This window comes from Pseudoalteromonas sp. SG41-1, from assembly GCF_014164575.1.
GTDB lineage: Bacteria > Pseudomonadota > Gammaproteobacteria > Enterobacterales > Alteromonadaceae > Pseudoalteromonas > Pseudoalteromonas rhizosphaerae.
Genome location: NZ_JACJFL010000038.1, coordinates 1 through 20,790, shown reverse-complemented (window position 1 = coordinate 20,790; position 20,790 = coordinate 1). Strand labels below are relative to the sequence as shown.

Sequence of the window (20,790 nt, the reverse complement as noted above, 5' to 3'; positions counted from 1 at the left end):
TTAACGGCGACTCATAAAGGCAAGTTTTTCAATTAAGCTGATATCTTGTTCATTTTTAAGTAGTGCGCCAAACATTGGCATTAAACCGCCTTTTTGAGTTTTGTCATGCAGAGTTTTTGCATCGATGTCTTCAGCCATAAGCAGTTTTAACCAATCAAGTAACTCGCTGGTGGAAGGCTTTTTCTTAATGCCGTTGACTTCACGTAGATTAAAAAATACTTCCAGTGCTTGGCGAACTAAATCTTGTTTTACGTGTGGGTGGTGAACATCGATAATTTGCTGCATTTCGTCACTAGATGGAAAATCAATGTAATGGAAAAAACAACGGCGTAAAAAGGCATCGGGCAGTTCTTTTTCGTTGTTTGAGGTGATGATCACAATAGGGCGTTGTTTTGCGATTACACGCTCACCGGTTTCATAAACATGAAATTCCATTTTATCGAGTTCTAATAGTAAGTCGTTTGGGAATTCGATGTCGGCTTTGTCTATTTCATCAATTAATAATACCGGGCGTTTGTTATGTTCTTCACCATAAGTAAATGCCTGCCACAACTTGCCTTTAATAATATAGTTGCCAATGTCGTTTACCCGGGCATCACCTAATTGGCTGTCGCGTAGGCGTGATACTGCATCGTATTCATATAAGCCTTGCTGCGCTTTAGTGGTCGATTTGATATGCCATTGGATAAGTGTGGTGTCTAAGCTTTTAGCCAACTCCTCAGCCAGCATGGTTTTACCAGTGCCGGGCTCGCCTTTGATCAAAAGTGGCTTTTCCAGCAAAATAGCCGCATTAACCGCTTGTTTTAACGCTGAACTTGCGATGTAGTTATCAGTAGAATTAAATTGCACGTAAATACCTATCTGGTCTGAGCAGTAAACAATATGCCTATCATGCCATAGTTAATCGGCTTCACCAAGGTAGCTAAAGCGTGGAATAATTTTGCTGTCTTTTTCAATCGTTTCGCTAAACATACTAAGCGGTCTTGCCCAAATGCCAAACTCACCATACAAGGCTTGGTAAATAACTAATTGTTCGTCTGTTTCACTGTGAGTGGCGACGTACAGAACTTTGTACTTTGGGCCTTTGTAGTGTTGGTATATGCCTGATTTGAGGGTATGTGGTTTTATTGCTGTAGTCATGTTTTGATCTCTTGTATAATTTGTCTTTGCACTTTTAATGCTAACTAATTTGCCAATACTATGAACTATATTTCGTTAGATGATTACAAAAAAGCGTGGGTTTTTCGTCATAAAGATGCGCCAGTAACAGAACAAGACCTTGCCTTAATTAAACCTATGAGCCATGAGCGTGCCGCTGTTTTATGGAGCACCATGGTGAGCCGTGAACATGACCATCCTGATTTTTTTGAAAAAACAGACTGGTGTGGTAACGAAGACAATTTCTCGCAAACTATTCACTGGGAAGCTGCATGGGAAGCCGGCGCTGAGCAACTGCCAGCTGAGATACTTGCGCACTTAGGTTGGCAAGCTAATACCACAGTGTATTTTTGTATCGCCCGCGATAATATTATCGAAACCAGCTTTGATGTGTTTAAACGCAATTGGCAAAATTTTATGTTTTTAGCTGATGGTAGTCTGTTATTAGGTAAGAAACGTGATGAAGTAGTGCAGTTTTTAGAAACTGGCGATGCTAAATTAGGTATAAAGTCACAAGTTAAGTAACCTGAGCTTTGCTTTTGTAAAGAGCAGAGCTTAAAAAGCAGTCAATACTGTGCTATAAAACAAGCAACTAGATGTTTTAGAGTATGATCGTTGGCTGCAAGCGACCCCTTTCAACAAGTCGATATTTGGCAATCAGATACACAACGTGTGCTATATGCACAGTTGTGCAATGCTTTTTATGCGCGGGAAATAGGTCAATTAGTTGTTGAAGTTAATGAACAACGTTTACGCAAGCGATTAAAAAGTCTTCCTTATTATATAGAACGCGCAGCAACGGCCGTGGTAAATGGTCAAGTTCCTTTTCAGTTAGATCCGCACAATGGCTGTTGGCTAGATAAGCAAAAAGCTCAGCCTCCCAACGCAAAAAATAATGATGATTTTTATCAAACACATAAAAATGTAGGTTTAATTGTTCCGCTTTTACTCAATAGCGCAAATCAAACCCGTGTTGCAATAGACAGCATCGACCAAGTAAGCGACAATAAACTTCATTGTAATGAGCATGGTTGGTTTGACTGCCAAGGTCAGCCGCTTGAAGGGCAGTCGGTGGTGTTATTAAAGCCCACAAAGGCAACAATGGCCGCTGCTTGTTGTGGCCATCAGTGGTCTTTTGATAAACGCACAACACCGCGTATTTTATCACTGAGAGAAATGCTGCTAGCAGGCAATATCAATTGGCGTAATTTAAAACGTCCCCATGTTCGAGTTAAAAAAATATAATACCAGTAGCCTTAATCGCATTATAAATTTGTACTGGTAGAGTAAAATCAAGGAGTGTTTAATGCGACTGTTTCAATTCACGCTGCTGTGCTTAGCGTTATTTGTACAATATCGATTATGGTTTGGCCACAACGGTGTACAAGATTATAGTCGTTTAAAAGCTGCTGTTACTTCACATCACGATACTAATGCTCAATTGATCAAACGTAATAAAGTGCTTAAAGCCGATATTGAAGATTTAAAGCTTGGTCAAGAAGGGGTGGAAGAGCGCGCTCGAAATGAATTAGGGATGATCAAACCCGGCGAAACATTTATTCGTGTTTTACCTGGGCAGCAACAAAATGACAACTAATTATACCCTTGCAGCCATAGTCCCAGCCGCTGGCGTGGGAAGCCGTATGCAACATAGCGCACCGAAGCAATACATTCGCTTGGCTGGTAAAACAATTCTTGAACATACACTTGCTAAACTAGCGCAACTCAAACAATTAACGACTATTGTGGTGGCCGTCAGCGATGATGATCCTTATTTTGCTACACTGGAGTTTATTGATCAGCGCATTGTCCGTGCAAGTGGCGGCAAAGAGCGAGCTGACTCGGTACTTAATGGCTTATTAGCGCTTGCAGATAACCCGCCTGATTGGGTGTTAGTGCATGATGCGGCAAGGCCGCTGGTTACCTTGGCTGATATTGAGCGCTTACTTAGTGAGTGCATTAACGCTGACGAAGGCGGTATATTAGCAAGCAAAGTGAAAGATACTATTAAGCGCGGTGCAACTCATAGCCAACAAACAGTGCCACGGGATGACTTATGGCAGGCGTTGACCCCGCAATTATTTAAGTACCACGATTTAATGCAGGCATTGCAAACTGCGCTTGCTCAGCAGGTTACGATCACTGACGAAGCATCGGCAATAGAATGGGCGAATAAGCCCGTAAAGCTAGTGGCTGGGCGTAGCGATAATATTAAAATAACCACTCCAGAAGATTTAGATTTAGCCAACTTTTTACTCCAAAAACAACAAAGTGAGAATGCATCATGATTCGTATAGGCCATGGCTTCGATGTCCATAAATTTGGTGGCGAAGGCCCGTTAACTATTTGTGGTGAAAAGATTGCCTACCCACAAGGCTTTTTAGCGCACTCTGATGGTGATGTTGCGATTCATGCACTATGCGATGCTATTTTAGGCTCATTAGCAATGGGCGATATTGGCAAGCACTTTCCTGATACCGCCAGTGAATATGAGAATATAGATAGCCGTATTTTATTACGCCATGTTGTTGATTTAGCTAAGCAGCAAGGCTATGTACTGGGTAATGCGGATGTAACGATAGTAGCGCAAGCGCCAAAAATGCTGCCGCATATTCAAGCCATGCGTAAAAATTTAGCCGCCGATTTAAACGCTGAACTGGGCCAGGTAAATGTCAAAGCAACAACCACTGAAAAGCTCGGTTTTGAAGGGCGAAAAGAAGGTATTTCAAGTCATGCAGTGGTTATCATGAGCAAGCAATCACTATGAGCGAGTTAAATTATTTATACGGTGCACCACTATCTAAAGCTGATTTTAAAACCACTGCTGAAGATTTTATGGTTGATGAGGATTTAGGCATAGAGTTTACCGGCAGTGGTGAACACGTCTGTTTACAGGTCGTTAAAAAAGGCGAAAATACCCAATACGTTGCTAAATTACTTGCCCAAAAAGCGGGGATTTCGCCACGTGATGTCAGCTTCGCTGGTATGAAAGATCGCCACGGAGTATGTAGTCAGTGGTTTAGTGTGCCAGTACCCATTAAAAAAGACATTGATTTTACTGAGCTAAACAGTGAATCACTGTTTATCATTGCTCAGCAACGGCATAATCGTAAGCTGCGGACTGGCTGCCACAAAGGTAATAAATTCAGCATTATTCTGCGTAATGTAACTCAGCCGTTAGACATTCTTTGTCGTATCAACGCGGTACGCGCCGGGGTGCCTAACTATTTTGGCGAACAACGCTTTGGTCACGATGGTCATAATTTAGTGATGGCTAAAAAGATGTTTGCCGGTGAGCGCATTCGTGACAAAAAACTACGTGGTTTAATTATCTCTGCTGCACGTTCTTATGTGTTTAATCAAATAGTGAATTTGCGTGTTGCTGAGCACGGCTTAGCTAAAACCATGCACCGTGAAGTGTTTATGCTCAGTGGTAGCAATGCATTTTTTGAAGATGCCATTAGCGATGAAAATATCGCTCGTCTTGCCTCTGGCGATATTATGATGTCTGCGCCATTGGTCGGCACTAGCGAAAAAGGCCTCACCGAACAAGAAAAAATATGGCTAGAGCCGTATCAAGATTGGTGTGAAGGGCTTGGTAAGTTAGGGCTGAAAAATGAGCGCAGAATGTTGCGTTTGATCCCACAAGATTTAACCGTTGCAACGATTGATGAAACTACCATTAAATTGAGCTTTGGTTTACCCAAAGGCACCTTTGCCACGGCATTGTTACGTGAGCTGGTGGATTACACAGATGCAAGCCCACGAGTACATAAAGAACAGGACGCTGAAAATGAAAATTCTTCTAAGTAACGATGATGGTGTTAATGCAAAAGGTATTGCAGTGTTGTATCAGGCATTGACGCAAATTGCAGACGTAACGTTAGTTGCACCTGATCGCAATTGCAGTGGCGCAAGTAACTCACTGACGCTACTTAATCCACTGCGTGCTACCACGCTAGATAACGGGTTTATTTCGGTCAATGGTACGCCCACTGATTGTGTACATTTGGGCGTGAATGAATTACTTAATGAAAAGCCCGATCTAGTCGTTGCCGGTATTAACCACGGTGCAAATTTAGGTGACGATACTTTGTACTCAGGGACTGTTGCAGCAGCAACCGAAGGACGTCATTTAGGCTTGCCCGCAGTGGCGGTGTCTTTGTGCTCAAAAGAAGGCAATCATTTTGAAACGGCAGCAGCGGTGACTGTCAGCATAATTAAAGAGCTGGCGTCACATCCATTGCCAAAAGATCAAATCATCAATATTAATGTGCCAGATATTCCGTTATCTGAGCTAAAAGGCGTGCAAGTAACGCGTTTAGGTGCGCGTCATAAAGCAGAAACCATGACTAAACAACAAGATCCATGGGGACGAGACATTTATTGGTATGGGGTTTTAGGTGCCGAAAGTGATGCCGGAGAAGGTACAGACTTTTATGCTATCAATAATGGCTATGCATCGGTTACGCCACTAAGTGTTGATATGACAGCGAAAGATAGCTTGGCTGCAGTTGGTGAGTGGCTTAAAACGATGGAGATCAACGGTGCTGGCTAATTATACTCGAAGTGCCCGTGCGCTCGCTGACCTATTACAGCGTGAAGGTGTTGAAGATAAATTGGTACTCAGCGCTATTGCTGATATTCCACGTCATGTATTTGTTGATGATGTACTTAAGCATAAAGCGTATCAAAATACGGCGTTGCCAATAGGTCAAGGACAAACAATTTCACAGCCATATATTGTTGCCCGTATGACCGAGTTACTGCGTTTGGCTGGCGTGCGCGATAAAGTACTTGAGATAGGCACGGGTTCAGGCTATCAAACAGCGGTACTGGCGAAAACCTTTTCAAAAGTATTTTCGGTAGAGCGAATTAAAGCGTTACAATGGCAGGCTAAGCGCCGTTTACATAACCTAGACTTATACAACGTTTCCATGAAACATGGCGATGGTTGGCAAGGTTGGCAGTCACAAGCGCCATTTGATGGCATCATTGTAACCGCCGCTGCATCGCAAGTCCCGCAGGCATTACTTGACCAACTCATTGATGGTGGGGTGATGATTGCGCCAATCGGTAATGAAGATCAACAACTGGTTATGGTTGTGCGCGAAGGCGAAAAATTTACTCAACATGTTATTGCGCCAGTTAGATTTGTACCTTTAGTCCCTGGCGACATTGAATAGGAAGTCACTTTGAAATTGTTTACTAAGTTATACGATATGGCATTAGTGTGGGCAAAACATCGCCACGCAGAGCGTTATTTAGCTGGGATGAGTTTTGCTGAATCGGTTATTTTTCCTATTCCACCCGATGTAATGCTTGCGCCGATGTCGCTTGCACAACCGAGCAAAGCATGGCGCTATGCTACTTTTGCTACAGTTGCTTCGGTGCTTGGCGGTATTTTAGGTTATTTGCTCGGATTTTGGTTGTTTGAACCTGTAGTAGAGCCATTAATAGCGCAAATGGGTTGGCAAGAAAAGTTTAATACCGCTTTAAGCTGGTTTAAAGATTATGGCGTATGGGTGGTGTTTTTAGCCGGTTTTTCGCCAATACCCTATAAAGTATTTACTATTGGTGCAGGGCTTTTGCACATGGCGTTTTTACCTTTTTTATTAGCTTCTGCTGTCGGGCGTGGTGCGCGGTTCTTTTTAGTTTCAGCGCTAATGAAGTGGGGCGGAGTAAAAATGGAGCAAAAATTACGTCAATATGTTGAGGTACTTGGCTGGGGGGTAGTGATTTTAGTGGTGGTTGCATACTTTTTATTACGTTAAGCATCTAAATAACTACTTTTAGCACAAGGAGCAAAACACCATGAATAAACAGTACGTCTTCTATGTTACTTTATTTACAAGTGTTTTGCTCAGTGCCTGCTCATCTCGACATGCCCCCGCTCCGGTCAGTAGTTTAAATACCAGTGTTAAACCTTATACTAGTAAAGTAAATATTAATGGTGACCGCTACACGGTTAAAAAAGGTGATACGTTATACTCGATAGCCTTTAGCGCCCAGCAAGATTTCCGCACGTTGGCAAAAAATAATGGCATACCAGCCCCTTACATAATCCAACCGGGGCAAACAATTTCTTTTAAAAATGTACCTGAAAAAATAAAAAAGCATAAAAAATATACGAAACCGAGTAAAAAGTCTACAAGTGGCATACAAAAAAATAACAAAAAATTAAAGAAAGAGCTTGATCAGCCAAAACAACGAGAGTATGTTCAAAAACAAGCCAATAGGAAAATTAGTAAAAATAACAGTTTGTCCTCGACCCAAGTTAAGTGGTCGTGGCCAGCTAAAGGAACAGTAACTCAGCGTTTTTCAACCAAGGAAAGCGGGTATAAAGGGTTACAAATTACTAATAAAAAAGGTGTCGCTGTTTTTGCCGCAGCACAAGGGACTGTAGTTTATGCGGGTAATGCACTTAGAGGATACGGTAATTTAATTATTTTGAAACATAATGATGATTATCTTAGTGCCTATGCACATAACTCTAAGTTGCTAGTTAAAGAAAAACAGGATGTGAAAGCTGGGCAAAAAATAGCCGAGATTGGCAGTTCAGACTCTGAAGTGACGGCATTGCGTTTTGAAATCCGTTACCGAGGACAAGCTGTTAATCCTGAGAAGTATTTGCCTTAGCTATCGGTCGGGTATTGATCATAGTGATATAAGATCACTTGTTTGCTTGAGGGTACGCTCATGGGTAACACAGCAAAAATAGAAAAAACGAAAGATGCGATTGATGATAAATTTGATGATATAGCTGTCGCTGATACAGACTCTGAATTATTAGATGACGTCGATAAAGATGATGACAAAGAAGATGAAATATTTGCCAAAGAGGAAATCACTAAGAATTTAGATGCGACTCAGCTGTATTTAGGTGAAATTGGTTTTTCGCCATTATTAAGTGCTGAAGAAGAAGTCTTTTTTGCCCGCAAAGCATTAAAAGGCTGTAGCGCTTCTCGTAAACGAATGATTGAAAGTAATTTACGTTTAGTTGTTAAAATCGCCCGCCGTTATAATAATCGTGGCCTTGCGTTACTTGATTTAATTGAAGAAGGTAATCTTGGTTTGATCCGCGCCGTTGAAAAATTTGATCCTGAACGTGGTTTTAGATTTTCGACCTATGCGACTTGGTGGATCCGTCAAACAATTGAACGCGCCATCATGAATCAAACCCGCACAATTCGCTTACCAATCCATGTAGTGAAAGAACTTAACGTTTATTTACGCACCGCACGTGAACTAACGCAAAAGCTGGACCATGAGCCCACTGCCGAAGAAATTGCAGCGTGTTTAGACCGACCAGTTGAAGACGTAACTAAAATGCTGCGTTTAAACGAGAAAATCACCTCTGTAGATACACCTATTGGTGGTGAAAACGATAAAGCATTGTTAGATATTATTGCCGATGAAAAAGGCTTTGGCCCGGAAGGCGAAGTACAAAATAATGATATCAATAAGCACATTGTAGACTGGTTAGGTGAGCTTAATCCTAAGCAACGTGAAGTGCTTGCACGTCGTTTTGGTTTACTAGGCTATGAGCCATCAACGCTTGAAGATGTTGGTCGTGAAATTGGTTTAACTCGTGAGCGAGTAAGACAAATTCAAGTTGAAGCGCTACGCCGCTTAAAAGATATTTTACAGCATGAAGGGTTAAGTACTGATAGCTTGTTTGATCAGTTCTCATAACTGCTTACACAGCAATAGACACAAAAACACACACACAGAAAATAATTATTAAAAAGCTGAAGAGTTAAACTCTTCAGCTTTTTTTGTGGTTAACTTTTACCTCAAAGTAAAGCTTTGAGCTTATAAAGTAGCGCATGAGCTTGGCGCGGACTTAAGTCATCAATATCAATATCAGCAAGCTGGGTTTCTACTTGCGAAGGTTCAGCTTCGAATAGTGAAGGCTGTACGGCATTAATATCAGCAGTAACTGGCTGATGGTTTTCGAGCATTTTAAGTTTTTGCTTGGCTTGTTTGATCACCGCTTTAGGCACGCCTGCAAGCGCCGCTACTTGTAGACCAAAGCTCTTACTTGCAGCGCCATCAAGCACAGTATGCATAAAGGCAATAGTGTCGTTATGCTCTATTGCATCTAAATGAACATTGACCAATCCAGCTTGCTGCTCAGCCAGCTCTGTTAGTTCAAAGTAATGGGTTGCGAACAAGGTTTTTGCCGATATTTTTGATGCTAAGTGATCGGCTGTTGCGTAGGCAAGCGACAGCCCATCGTAAGTACTGGTGCCACGGCCAATTTCATCCATTAACACCAGTGACTGCGCGGTAGCATTATTTAAAATAGTGGCTGTTTCGGTCATTTCGACCATGAAGGTTGAGCGACCTGATGCTAAGTCATCACTGGCGCCAATACGTGTAAATATACGGTCGATATTACCAATCTTAGCGCTGTCTGCTGGCACAAAGCTACCAATGTGTGCCATTAACACAATCAGTGCAGTTTGGCGCATATAGGTTGATTTACCGCCCATATTTGGTCCCGTAATGATCAGCATTTTACGCTGAGCATTAAGCTCTACAGGATTGGCAATGAAAGGGTCTTTCATTACTTGTTCAACAACTGGGTGGCGACCTTGCTTAATACTAATGTCATCGTTATCGCACAGTAGCGGTTTTGCATAGTTCAATGCAATTGCACGCTCGGCAAGGTTATTTAGCACATCTAAATCTGCCAGTGCTGCCGCCATTATTTGTAGCTGTTCAATGTGCGGGGCAATAAATTCAAACAGTTGTTCGTAAAGTTGCTTTTCAAGCGCCAGTGCTTTTGATTGGCTACCTAACACTTTATCTTCATGTTCTTTAAGCTCTGGAATTATATAACGTTCGTTATTTTTAAGCGTTTGGCGACGAATATAATCAGCGGGCACTAAATGTGCGTTGGCACGACTTACTTCAATAAAAAAGCCATGCACACGGTTATAACCGATTTTAAGGGTGCTAATACCGGTGCGTTCACGCTCGCGCTGTTCGAGTTGTTCAAGAATGTCGGTAGCGCCTTGGCTGAGTGAACGCCATTCATCGAGTTCACTGTTGTAACCCGGTGCAATTACGCCACCATCACGAATAAGTACCGGTGGGTTTTCAATCACTGCTTGCTCAAGTAATTGCTGTAAATCAGGTAATTCAGGAGATTGCGCGATGATCTGACTAATGCGAGGATCGCTGGCATCGGTTAATAGCTCGTGCAGTGGAGCTAGGGCTTGTAGTGCGCTACGCAGACGGGTTAAATCGCGCGGACGAGCGGTCCACAATGCTAAACGAGCAATAACACGCTCAATATCACCTATTTGTTTTAACGACTCATGTAGCTCACCACACAGCTGTACACCGATAATGGCACTAATCGCATTAAGGCGAGCGTTAAGCTCAGGTTTAGAACGTATTGGTGTATGAATACGACGCTTTAATAGCCGTGAGCCCATCGCTGTTGCTGTTTTATCAAGTACTTGTGCTAAGGTGTTTTCAAAGCCACCAGAGAGGTTAACGGTCAACTCTAAATTTTTCCGGGTGGCGGCATCTAAAATAACAGCGTGTTCGTTATGCTCTAAAGTGATGGCGCGAATATGCGGTAAAGCAATGCGTTGGGTATCTTTTACATACTGCATTAGGCAACCGGCGGCAACTAATGCAGCAGTTGCTTTATCAACCCCAAAACCGACTAAATCTTTGGTGCCAAACTGCTCGCATAACAAATGTTGTGCAGTGTCTAAGTCAAACTCCCATTCAGGACGACGGCGAATACCTTTGATATGCTCAATCAAATGAAAGTTGGCAAAGTCTTCGCTATAGAGTAACTCTGCTGGTGCTAAGCGTTGTAAAGTTGAACTAAATGCTTCTTCAGTATTTACTTCAACAATATTAAAACGGCCTGAGTTAATATCTAAGTAAGCAATGCCATACACGCCTTTTTTACTTTGCCAAACGCTGGTCAGTAAATTATCTTGGCGCTCTTGTAATAGTGCTTCATCAGAAATGGTGCCAGGGGTAACAATGCGTACAACTTTGCGCTCAACAGGCCCTTTGCTGGTTGCAGGATCGCCCACCTGTTCACAAATAGCGACGGATTCACCCATTTGTACCAAACGAGCTAAATAGTTCTCTACCGCATGATAAGGGACGCCTGCCATAGGAATAGGATCGCCGCCGGCTTTACCACGGTGAGTTTGTGAAATATCAAGCAGTTGTGCTGCACGTTTTGCATCATCAAAAAATAGCTCGTAAAAGTCACCCATGCGATAAAACAGTAAAATATCACGATGCTCAGATTTTATTTTTAGATACTGCTGCATCATCGGCGTTTGTTGACTTATAGTGTGTGGTGCATAAAGATCGAACGACATGTATTTACCCAAAGGCTGAATATGGAATTACATCAAGAGATTAAAACACTTGCTGCGCAATTAGGCGCTATTTTAACGGATAAACGCTTATGGATCACTAGTGCTGAATCATGTACTGGTGGGGGAGTGAGTTATGCACTAACCGATACCCCCGGAAGTTCTGCTTATATTGACCGTGCATTCGTTACTTACAGTAATCAAGCAAAGCAGGATTTACTCGGTGTGAGTGAGCAAACCTTGGCTTTATATGGCGCAGTGAGTGAGCAAACCGTGTTGCAAATGGCGGCCGGTGCTTGCAAGGCCGCTGGGGCTGATATTTCGGTTGCGGTATCGGGTATTGCAGGTCCAGGTGGTGGCAGTACAGAAAAACCAGTAGGTTTAGTATGGTTTTGTATTCAAATTGGCGAGAAACAGTATCCGAGCCAACAGATATTCGCAGGCGATAGAGCGCAAGTTAGGTTGCAAGCTATTGTTTACTCATTAAAAACCATTATAGGAAAGATAAATTAATAAAATTAGCTTGATACTGTGATTTCATACAGTATACTTGTCTGCATTAGCCGGATTTGGAGAGTAAAATGAACGATAACAAACAAAAAGCGTTGGACGCTGCTTTATCTCAAATTGAACGTCAATTTGGTAAAGGCTCAATAATGAAATTGGGTGACAATAAAGCGTTAGATATTGATGCTATATCAACAGGCTCTCTGGGCATTGATATCGCATTAGGCATAGGTGGTTTACCTATGGGGCGTATTGTTGAGATTTATGGCCCTGAATCATCAGGTAAAACAACGCTAACATTACAAGTTATTGCTGAAGCACAAAAAGAAGGTAAAACCTGTGCTTTCGTTGATGCTGAGCATGCACTTGATCCAATTTATGCCCAAAAATTGGGTGTAAATATTGATGAGTTATTAGTTTCACAACCTGATACAGGTGAACAAGCACTTGAAATTTGTGACATGTTAGTACGCTCAAGCGCTGTTGATGTGGTTGTTGTCGATTCGGTTGCGGCATTAACACCGAAAGCTGAAATTGAAGGCGACATGGGTGATTCACACATGGGCCTACAAGCACGTTTAATGTCACAAGCATTACGTAAGCTAACTGGTAATATCAAACGTTCAAACACTTTATGTATTTTCATTAACCAAATCCGTATGAAAATTGGTGTTATGTTTGGTAACCCAGAAACCACTACTGGTGGTAACGCACTTAAATTCTACGCGTCAGTACGTTTAGATATTCGTCGTATCGGTTCTGTTAAAGAGGGCGACGAAGTGGTGGGTAACGAAACCCGCGTTAAAGTGGTGAAAAACAAAGTTGCTCCTCCGTTTAAGCAAGCTGAATTTATCATCATGTATGGTGAAGGCATCTCTAAGCATGGCGAGTTAATTGACTTAGGTGTTAAGCATAAGCTGGTTGAAAAAGCAGGTGCTTGGTATAGCTACAATGGTAGTAAAGTTGGTCAAGGTAAATCAAACTCAATTAAGTTCTTGAAAGAGAACCCTGAGATTTCTAACGAGATTGAAGGTAAGTTACGTGATATGTTGCTATTAAAAGCAACAATTAAGCCTGACGATGTTGAAGATACAGTGTTAGCAGATGATGCTGAGCTTTAAAAGTATTTAATAAGCGCGATTTGACCCGCACTTAACATTAAAAAAGCCGCTAAATAATATTTAGCGGCTTTTTTGTATTTGTATTTTTGTTAGCGAGTTATAACTGCCAATTCACTGAGACAGTGAAGTTACGTGGTGCACCATAGTAGCCTTGCTCCCAATACAGGCTGTGGATGTATTTTTCATTGGTTACATTATTAATATTGAACGATAAACCGACATTATCCGTAATATCGTAAGTAGTCATAAGGTTTAAGATACCGAATGCATCTTGTTTGGTAACTGGAGTAACACCCAGTGCTGTAATTGGCTGAATGCGTTTAGTGTCATCTTGCCAGCGGTAATTTAAGCCAAATGTTAGCCCTTCAATCTCAGTCACTTTATGAGTGATGGCAAGTTTATACTGGTTTTTAGGGGTGTAATTCTTAACAAGCTCATCACCATCAATATTGATGGTGCTATAACTAAAACTAGTACTGAGGGTTTCAGTAATTTTACCGCTAAGCTCCACTTCAAAACCATCACTGTTAATACCATCAGCACCATAGTAACGGGTGTCATCAGGTTTTGAGCCTGGAATTGCAACCGCAAGGCCAACTTGCTTAGCATCAAAATAAGCAAGGGTAACAAACAGGTTACTGTCTAATAACTGTGCTTTTACGCCTATTTCACTGCTTTTACCTGTGATTGGATCGAGGTAATCACCATTGATCTCACGCTCAGTTTGCGGCACAAATGTTTCTGTGTAGCTGGCATACGCTGCTAGATCGTCGTTAATATCGTACACAGTGCCAAAATAAGGAATGGTTTTATCCGCTTTTTTATCTTTGGCAACACCATACGACATACCTTTAGATTGCCAGTTAACTTGGCTAACACCGGCTAAAAAGCTGAGTGAGTCGGTAGCACGAATACGCGTAGAAATATAAGCAGAACGTTGTCTGTTAGTAACATCACCACCGGTCAAACCATCCGTAAGCGTTGCCACTGGCGCTGCGCCATCCCAGCCACCAAGCTCTGGCATTGGAGGATAACCATTGCCTGTCGTGTTGTCATAAAGTGACTTATCATAATTATCCATATCAGCCTGGTTTACACCAAATGATAAATCATGCGCCATGCCGAATAAATCGAACTTACCCGCAACGTATAAATCAAAAATGTCGTGCTTGTCTTTATGGTCATACTCACTTGCATAACCCGTTAAGCCAAGGCCGGTTTCACGATCGGGAGTACCAAAAACGTAAAATAGCTCAGAATCTTGCTCATTTACTAAATGCGCGTAATTTGCTTTTAAAAACCAAGTATTAGTAATGTTTTGTTCAACTGAGACGAAAAGTTGCTCAGTAGAGTTATTCCAATATGACCAATCTGACGCTGTACTTGTCGATACATCAAAATTTGTTGCACTACCATCGCTATAATAAAGCGGTAATGCTCCCCAAAGCGGGCTGTCGGCATCTTTTTGTTGATTGACATAGTTTACCGATAAAGTCGTACTGTTGGTAAGCTGGCCTTCATAGGCAAGGTAATAAATGGTTTTGTCTTGTTCGTAGCGATCTAGGTATGAATCTGTTTTTTGTTTTGTAAACGCAACACGTACGGCCTGATTTTCAGTTAACGCCGTTGAGGCGTCGAGTTCCAAGCGTTTGTTACTCCATGAACCAAACGATGCAGAAGCGCTTACTTTTGTTTGATAAGTTGGCTTTTTAAGTACCATGTTAACGGTAGCTGACGGGTTACCTGCACCAGTCATCAAACCATTTGCGCCGCGAACAACTTCTACGCTTTCAAAAATAGAGGTATCAAGTGTACCTTGAATCGAGCCGTTATCTTGCGGGGTACCCATGCCATTTACTTGGAAGTTAGTAATTTCAAAACCACGGGCTTTAAAATATGTGCGATCTGTTTCTATTTGTTCAACAGTTACGCCTGGCGTGCTTTCTAGTACGGCATTAATATCATCGAGAGAGAAGTCGTCCATTAAGGCGCGCGATATAACAGAGATCGACTGCGGTGTTTCTTTAATTGTTAAGCCCAATTTGGTTGCTGACTGCGCATCTTCCGTAATGTAATTTTTATGGTGTTGTCCATACACAGCTATTTTTTCAAGGGATTCATGATTGTTATTTTCTTCGGTTGCGTGAACAACACCACTTATAGCTAGCGAAGTAAAAGCTGCTAATTTAGATAAACGTAAAAACTGCGGGGCAGACATGTGACATCCCATAAATTAAAAACAAGTACGCAATTTAATCTAAATGCCAACGATTTGCAATTGCATTGTTGTGTTTTATTCGATAAAGAGTTTGATTTTGGAGTAATAAAAAAGCGGCCAAAGCCGCTTAAGGAAGTAATATAATTTTAGTTTTAGCTTAGAACGCGTATTTAACTGAGAACTGCAGGCGATCTAAATCACCATCAACGCCACTTTCTGTTTCGCGTTCTGCATGCTTTAACTCAGCACCAAACGTTAAACGTTTAACTGGTGAGTATAAAATATTAGCGCTATAGCTTTGGCTAGATTCAGTTGGGTCACCGGTAATCGTAAGCAAATCAGTGTTATTGTCTGCTGAGAAGAACGAGTAAAGGAATGTTGAGCGCCATTGGTTATTCCAATTGTGCTGGTAAGCAATAAACCCTGATGTAGAGTCAATTGCATCTAGCTCATCACCATTAAGCACTGCACCATGCGCAACATTTAAGCCAACGTAACGACCTAAGCCTTTACCTTGGGTAAGCATAAATTTAACGTTGTCTTGGCCAACTTTAAACATACCTGATGCACTAATGCCAATTGATGTTTCATCAGCGTCAAGGCCGCCCACTTTATAAGTAAGTTGACGAGCAAGCGCTGCAACCACTAAGTTACCCCAATCAGCAGTATGTGTGTAACGTGCTGTGAAATCCGGTAATGATGCATCATCGGTTACAGCCATACCATTTGAAGTTGTAATTGTACTTTCAGGGTTTTCTAGCGAGAAAGACCATGCGCCAGTTGTGTATTTAACTTGTGCTTGGCGAACAAATACCGTGCCTTCAGCTGGACCTACAAAATCAAGAGTTTCAGGCAGTGCACCAACATTTTGGAAGTTTGACCATGTTTGACCAAACAACCAGCCGTCGTAAGAAATAAATGCGTGGCGAATACGTGGCGCGTATGAGTTAGATACGCGCTCATTACCGCCAGCAGCAGATGCTAAAAAGTCTATTTCGATTTTACTACTTATGGTTTTGCCGTTGTCTAGGAGTGTTGATGTGCCAAAATTAAAACGAGACTGACGTGCGTGCATATCAAATACAGCATCAGAGTTGTTGTCGGCACCGACTGTTAATGTACTTGGTACATAAAAGTCACGCCCTACATTTGTTCCTGCAGGCGCGCCAGCTGAATAATCACTCCACATTGCATCGAGTTTTATATAACCACCATAAGTAACATCAGTGCCACCAATGGTTGCGGCTTGTGCTGTAGCTGAGAGCGCGCACAATACGGCAGTGGCAGTAAGTGTTTTTAATACTGTTGATTTTGTTGTCATAGTCAAAGTCCTATTCGGGGCTGCTTGTTGCATCATGATACTTGTGTTGTGATACCACTTTTGATTAAGTATGCTTTTTACTCAATTACCTATTGGTCTATTAGACTAAGGTGGCAAGCTTGCTACCCTAGTTTAAACATATCATTAACATTTTGTATTAATAGCGTAAAATGATGAAATTTTAAAACAATTAGAGCGTTCAGTGAAATAAATCAAAGATAATACAACTAAGGTCTAATACTTTCGCCCGCTATGCTGGGTGATCCTTAAGATAGGCCTTAGGCAAGTAATTAAAATGGAGACGACTATGTCACAAAGTATCTATCCAGTTCCTGCACATATCAAGAATGCAGCCTTAGTTGATAACGATAAATATAATACACTTTACAAGCAATCTATTGATGATCCAGAAGGTTTTTGGGCAGAGCACGGTAAACGTCTCGATTGGTCAACACCTTTTACTAAAGTAAAAAATACCTCTTTTGATAAAGGCCATATCAGTATTAAATGGTATGAAGATGGCGAACTTAATGCTTCGTATAACTGTATTGACCGCCATCTGGCAACTAAAGCAGATAAAACGGCATTGATCTGGGAAGGCGACGATCCATCGCAAAGTGAACATATTTCTTATCAACAGCTGCATGACGAAGTGGCAAAATTTGCCAATGGTTTGAAAAAACTCGGTGTTAAAAAAGGCGATCGTATTGCTATTTACATGCCTATGTCACCGCAAGCTGTTTATGCAATGCAAGCATGTGCGCGTTTAGGTGCAATTCACTCGGTAGTCTTTGGTGGTTTCTCACCATCAGCAATTGCTGATCGTATTAAAGATTCTGGTGCTAAAATTGTTATTACTTCTGATGAAGGGCGTCGTGCAGGCAATACAGTGCCGCTTAAAGCAAATGTTGATGAAGCCGTTGCACAACAGTCGGTCACTACCATCGAACACGTTGTTGTACATCAGTTAACGGGTGGCGAGGTACAATGGCATGAACATGATGTATGGTGGCATGATTTAGTTGCTGATCAAGCCCCAGACTGTGCACCAGAGCCGATGAATGCAGAAGATCCACTCTTTATTCTTTACACTTCAGGTTCAACAGGTCAGCCTAAAGGGGTGGTTCATACGACTGGTGGTTATTTAGTATATGCATCGATGACTCACGAATATGTGTTTGATCTAAAAGAAGATGATATCTTTTGGTGTAGCGCCGATGTGGGCTGGATCACAGGTCACAGTTACATTGCTTACGGCCCATTAGTTAATGGTTGTACGCAAGTCTTATTTGAAGGTGTACCCACTTACCCAACCGCAGGACGTATGGGTGAAGTAGTCGATAAGCATAATGTTACAATTTTATACACAGCGCCAACGGCAATTCGTGCACTGATGGCCAAAGGCGATGAACCAACAGCGACCTCAAACCGCGATAGCCTACGTATTTTGGGCTCGGTGGGTGAGCCAATCAACCCAGAAGCATGGACTTGGTATTACGAAAACATGGGTAAAGGTAACTGCCCAATTGTTGATACTTGGTGGCAAACTGAAACTGGTGGCATCATGATCACACCTTTACCAGGTGCAATTGATATGAAACCAGGTTCTGCAACCCGCCCATTCTTTGGTATTGCGCCAGCATTATTTGATGCTGAAGGTAATGCTCTGGAAGGCGCAGTTGATGGTAACTTAGTTATTCTTGATAGCTGGCCATCACAAGCTCGAACAGTTTATGGCGATCATGAACGTTTTGAACAAACTTACTTCTCTGCTTATCCGGGTGTGTACTTTACTGGAGACGGTTGTCGCCGTGATGAAGATGGTTACTACTGGATCACCGGCCGTGTTGATGATGTATTAAACGTATCAGGACATCGCTTAGGTACTGCCGAGATTGAGAGTGCACTGGTTGCTCACCCTGCGGTTGCCGAAGCTGCTGTAGTAGGTTACCCGCACGATATTAAAGGCCAAGGTATTTATGTTTACCTAACGCCAAACGAGGGTGTAACGGTCAGTGACGAATTAACCAAAGAGGTACGTAATTGGGTTCGTAAAGAGCTTAGCCCAATTGCATCGCCAGATATGATCCAATGGTCACCAGGTTTACCTAAAACCCGCTCAGGTAAGATCATGCGTCGTATTTTACGTAAGATCGCTGCAAATGAGCACGAGCAATTAGGTGATACCTCAACACTTGCAGACCCTGGTGTGGTTGATGAATTAATCGAGAACCGATTAAATCGTTAAATATGCGTTAAAAACTTGATTAGAAGTTGATTCTAAACGTAGTATATCGGCTGTCAGCTATTTGATAGATGGCAGCCGAATTCATTAGGAGTGAACCATGAGTCAGTTTTTAATAGCGGATGACCACCCGTTATTTCGCGAAGCACTAAAAGGGGCATTAACGGCAAAGTTTGATGGTTTAGAGGTTTTTGAATCTGAAAATTTTGAAACTACATTGCAAGTGCTTAGTGAACAAGAAGATTTAGATATCTTACTACTAGACCTACATATGCCCGGCAGTGGCGATTTATATGGCCTAATTCGCATTCGTGAAGATTATCCAAGCTTGCCAATTGCTGTTGTCTCTGGCAGTGAAGATATCAATATTGTTTCAAAAGTTATGAGCTACGGGGCGATGGGATTCATTCCTAAGTCATCATCATCAGATGATATTGCCGGAGCAATTAATCAAATACTCGATGGCGATGTATGGCTACCACCTGAGCTTAAAGACAAAGTAGCGAGCGTTACCAATGAAGATAAAGAAATCGCCGCTCAAGTAGCCTCCCTTACCCCACAGCAATATAAAGTGCTGCAGTACTTGCACGAAGGTTTGTTGAATAAACAGATCGCTTATGAACTACATATTTCAGAAGCAACGATCAAAGCGCACATCACCGCGATATTCCGTAAGCTTGGAGTGTATAACCGCACGCAAGCGGTGTTGATAGCTGCAAAATTACAACTCGAACCTATCGAGCAAACACATTAAGTACAGTATAAAAGTGTCAATAATAATAAAAATAAAGAGGCGTTGCGCCTCTTCATTCTACTCTATTTCTAGAGCCTAGCTAAATACGACGGTTCTATTACCATTAATAAATAGCTTATGTTCTGATGCTAATTGCAGTGCCTTACAAAACACTGTTTTCTCTACATCTTTGCCCATTTTAGCCATCATTTCGGCAGTGTTTGCGTGGTTTACATGGGTGACGTCTTGCATAATAATCGGCCCTTCATCGAGCTCATTATTAACAAAATGCGCTGTTGCACCAATGATCTTAACTCCTCGTTCAAATGCCTGATGATATGGTTTTGCACCGATAAAAGCAGGTAAAAATGAATGATGAATATTGATAATTTTACCATCAAAGCGGCCTACAAATTCAGGGCTTAAAATCCGCATATATTTGGCAAGGCCAATGATATCGGGATTGTAGCTGGCAATTAAGTCACCCACTTGCAGGTCGTGTTCAGCGCGTGATAGACCTTCATGGCTGACCACATGAAACGGCACATCAAAGCCCTTCGCCAATGGCGCTAAGTCAGGATAATTAGCAATCACAGCCAATACTTCAATATTCAGTGCTTGCTCAAATTGCTTTAGCAATACGCCCCCTAAGCAGTGGGCTTCTTTAGTCGCTAGTAACACCACTTTAGTTTTCTCGTCAGTGTGCAGTGCTAATTGCGCGCCATCGGGTAACAAAGCTTGTAATTGATTTAAAAAATCTGGATCTGGTTGGCCCGTTAGTTCAGTGCGCATAAAAAAGCGCTGAGCATCTTTATCTACAAATTCATTATTGCGGGTAATATTTAAATTATGCTGATGACAAAGTCCGGTGATTTTCGCTATTAAGCCGACATCATCGGCACATTGCGTGGTTAGTATCGTGTTCATTTTTCCTCATTCTAATCCCGTGAACAGTGGCTCCATTATTTGTTAATTTGTCACAATAGCAAGGGCTTTATTCAGGGCAAGATCACGAACTTTACCTTGACTTAAAAGTATGATCTTATACTCCTTTTTAAGGAGCTCCCATGCCTGATATTCAACTATTTAAATATTTCGAATCAATTGCCGACCCTCGCCAGCA

The 20,790-nt window shown here is 41.9% G+C and carries 21 protein-coding genes; 15 read left to right on the top strand and 6 right to left on the bottom strand.

What is annotated here, in order from left to right; all coding sequences use genetic code 11:
* Nucleotides 1–849 (bottom strand): MoxR family ATPase, encoded by an 849-nt coding sequence (locus H5203_RS17125; RefSeq protein WP_182731547.1) that lies wholly within the window; start codon nucleotides 847–849, stop codon nucleotides 1–3.
* 51 nt (nucleotides 850–900) lie between these two features.
* Entirely contained in the window at nucleotides 901–1,140 is a 240-nt protein-coding gene (locus H5203_RS17120; protein ID WP_182735494.1) for a DUF1653 domain-containing protein, read from the bottom strand.
* Between the two features lie 60 nt (nucleotides 1,141–1,200).
* Here H5203_RS17120 and H5203_RS17115 point away from each other — a divergent pair, with 60 nt between their 5' ends.
* From H5203_RS17115 to rpoS, 11 genes are all read left to right on the top strand, one after another.
* Nucleotides 1,201–1,683 (top strand): DUF2947 domain-containing protein, encoded by a 483-nt coding sequence (locus tag H5203_RS17115; protein WP_145235259.1) that lies wholly within the window; start codon nucleotides 1,201–1,203, stop codon nucleotides 1,681–1,683.
* A 90-nt stretch (nucleotides 1,684–1,773) separates the two neighbouring features.
* Nucleotides 1,774–2,403, top strand: coding sequence for a hypothetical protein (locus H5203_RS17110; protein WP_145235262.1), 630 nt, complete (start codon nucleotides 1,774–1,776; stop codon nucleotides 2,401–2,403).
* 61 nt (nucleotides 2,404–2,464) lie between these two features.
* Entirely contained in the window at nucleotides 2,465–2,755 is a 291-nt protein-coding gene (gene ftsB / locus H5203_RS17105; RefSeq protein ID WP_145235264.1) for a cell division protein FtsB, read from the top strand.
* Nucleotides 2,745–3,446 (top strand): 2-C-methyl-D-erythritol 4-phosphate cytidylyltransferase, encoded by a 702-nt coding sequence (gene ispD / locus H5203_RS17100; RefSeq protein WP_182820026.1) that lies wholly within the window; start codon nucleotides 2,745–2,747, stop codon nucleotides 3,444–3,446. Before ftsB ends, ispD begins: the two co-directional genes overlap by 11 nt.
* Nucleotides 3,443–3,925, top strand: a complete 483-nt coding sequence (gene ispF, locus H5203_RS17095; protein ID WP_182735495.1) for a 2-C-methyl-D-erythritol 2,4-cyclodiphosphate synthase — start codon at nucleotides 3,443–3,445, stop codon at nucleotides 3,923–3,925. Before ispD ends, ispF begins: the two co-directional genes overlap by 4 nt.
* The gene (gene truD / locus H5203_RS17090) at nucleotides 3,922–4,971 is read left to right on the top strand and encodes a tRNA pseudouridine(13) synthase TruD (protein ID WP_145235270.1); all 1,050 of its coding nucleotides are present in this window, start codon (nucleotides 3,922–3,924) and stop codon (nucleotides 4,969–4,971) included. Before ispF ends, truD begins: the two co-directional genes overlap by 4 nt.
* Entirely contained in the window at nucleotides 4,952–5,716 is a 765-nt protein-coding gene (surE, locus tag H5203_RS17085) for a 5'/3'-nucleotidase SurE (protein WP_145235272.1), read from the top strand. The genes truD and surE overlap by 20 nt, the downstream gene beginning before the upstream one ends.
* Nucleotides 5,706–6,344 carry a protein-L-isoaspartate(D-aspartate) O-methyltransferase gene (locus H5203_RS17080; protein ID WP_182739733.1) on the top strand — a complete coding sequence of 213 codons (639 nt, stop codon included), beginning with the start codon at nucleotides 5,706–5,708 and terminating at the stop codon, nucleotides 6,342–6,344. The genes surE and H5203_RS17080 overlap by 11 nt, the downstream gene beginning before the upstream one ends.
* 9 nt (nucleotides 6,345–6,353) lie before the next feature.
* Nucleotides 6,354–6,932 (top strand): YqaA family protein, encoded by a 579-nt coding sequence (locus H5203_RS17075; RefSeq protein ID WP_145235276.1) that lies wholly within the window; start codon nucleotides 6,354–6,356, stop codon nucleotides 6,930–6,932.
* Between the two features lie 40 nt (nucleotides 6,933–6,972).
* The gene (locus tag H5203_RS17070) at nucleotides 6,973–7,797 is read left to right on the top strand and encodes a peptidoglycan DD-metalloendopeptidase family protein (protein WP_145235278.1); all 825 of its coding nucleotides are present in this window, start codon (nucleotides 6,973–6,975) and stop codon (nucleotides 7,795–7,797) included.
* A gap of 60 nt (nucleotides 7,798–7,857) precedes the next feature.
* The gene (gene rpoS / locus H5203_RS17065; RefSeq protein WP_145235280.1) at nucleotides 7,858–8,853 is read left to right on the top strand and encodes an RNA polymerase sigma factor RpoS; all 996 of its coding nucleotides are present in this window, start codon (nucleotides 7,858–7,860) and stop codon (nucleotides 8,851–8,853) included.
* A gap of 101 nt (nucleotides 8,854–8,954) precedes the next feature.
* Here the strand turns inward: rpoS and mutS are convergent, their stop codons facing one another.
* The gene (gene mutS / locus H5203_RS17060; protein WP_182820025.1) at nucleotides 8,955–11,525 is read right to left on the bottom strand and encodes a DNA mismatch repair protein MutS; all 2,571 of its coding nucleotides are present in this window, start codon (nucleotides 11,523–11,525) and stop codon (nucleotides 8,955–8,957) included.
* Between the two features lie 21 nt (nucleotides 11,526–11,546).
* Here mutS and H5203_RS17055 point away from each other — a divergent pair, with 21 nt between their 5' ends.
* On the top strand, nucleotides 11,547–12,035 hold the full coding sequence (locus H5203_RS17055) for a CinA family protein (RefSeq protein WP_182820024.1): 489 nt from the start codon (nucleotides 11,547–11,549) through the stop codon (nucleotides 12,033–12,035).
* 68 nt (nucleotides 12,036–12,103) lie between these two features.
* Nucleotides 12,104–13,150 carry a recombinase RecA gene (gene recA / locus H5203_RS17050; RefSeq protein ID WP_145235287.1) on the top strand — a complete coding sequence of 349 codons (1,047 nt, stop codon included), beginning with the start codon at nucleotides 12,104–12,106 and terminating at the stop codon, nucleotides 13,148–13,150.
* 97 nt (nucleotides 13,151–13,247) lie between these two features.
* Here the strand turns inward: recA and H5203_RS17045 are convergent, their stop codons facing one another.
* Both H5203_RS17045 and H5203_RS17040 read right to left on the bottom strand, forming a co-directional pair.
* Nucleotides 13,248–15,368 carry a TonB-dependent siderophore receptor gene (locus tag H5203_RS17045; RefSeq protein ID WP_145235289.1) on the bottom strand — a complete coding sequence of 707 codons (2,121 nt, stop codon included), beginning with the start codon at nucleotides 15,366–15,368 and terminating at the stop codon, nucleotides 13,248–13,250.
* 157 nt (nucleotides 15,369–15,525) lie between these two features.
* Nucleotides 15,526–16,689 (bottom strand): DcaP family trimeric outer membrane transporter, encoded by a 1,164-nt coding sequence (locus tag H5203_RS17040; protein WP_145235291.1) that lies wholly within the window; start codon nucleotides 16,687–16,689, stop codon nucleotides 15,526–15,528.
* 307 nt (nucleotides 16,690–16,996) lie between these two features.
* Here H5203_RS17040 and acs point away from each other — a divergent pair, with 307 nt between their 5' ends.
* Together acs and H5203_RS17030 are read left to right on the top strand one after the other, a co-directional pair.
* Nucleotides 16,997–18,937, top strand: a complete 1,941-nt coding sequence (gene acs, locus H5203_RS17035; RefSeq protein WP_182731527.1) for an acetate--CoA ligase — start codon at nucleotides 16,997–16,999, stop codon at nucleotides 18,935–18,937.
* Nucleotides 18,938–19,034: 97 nt separating this feature from the next.
* A complete protein-coding gene (locus tag H5203_RS17030) occupies nucleotides 19,035–19,688 on the top strand; it encodes a response regulator transcription factor (RefSeq protein ID WP_145235295.1) in 654 nt (217 codons plus the stop codon).
* A gap of 75 nt (nucleotides 19,689–19,763) precedes the next feature.
* On the opposite strand, the gene purU is transcribed toward H5203_RS17030, so the two are convergent.
* The gene (purU, locus tag H5203_RS17025; RefSeq protein ID WP_145235297.1) at nucleotides 19,764–20,594 is read right to left on the bottom strand and encodes a formyltetrahydrofolate deformylase; all 831 of its coding nucleotides are present in this window, start codon (nucleotides 20,592–20,594) and stop codon (nucleotides 19,764–19,766) included.
* Nucleotides 20,595–20,790 lie beyond the last annotated feature (196 nt).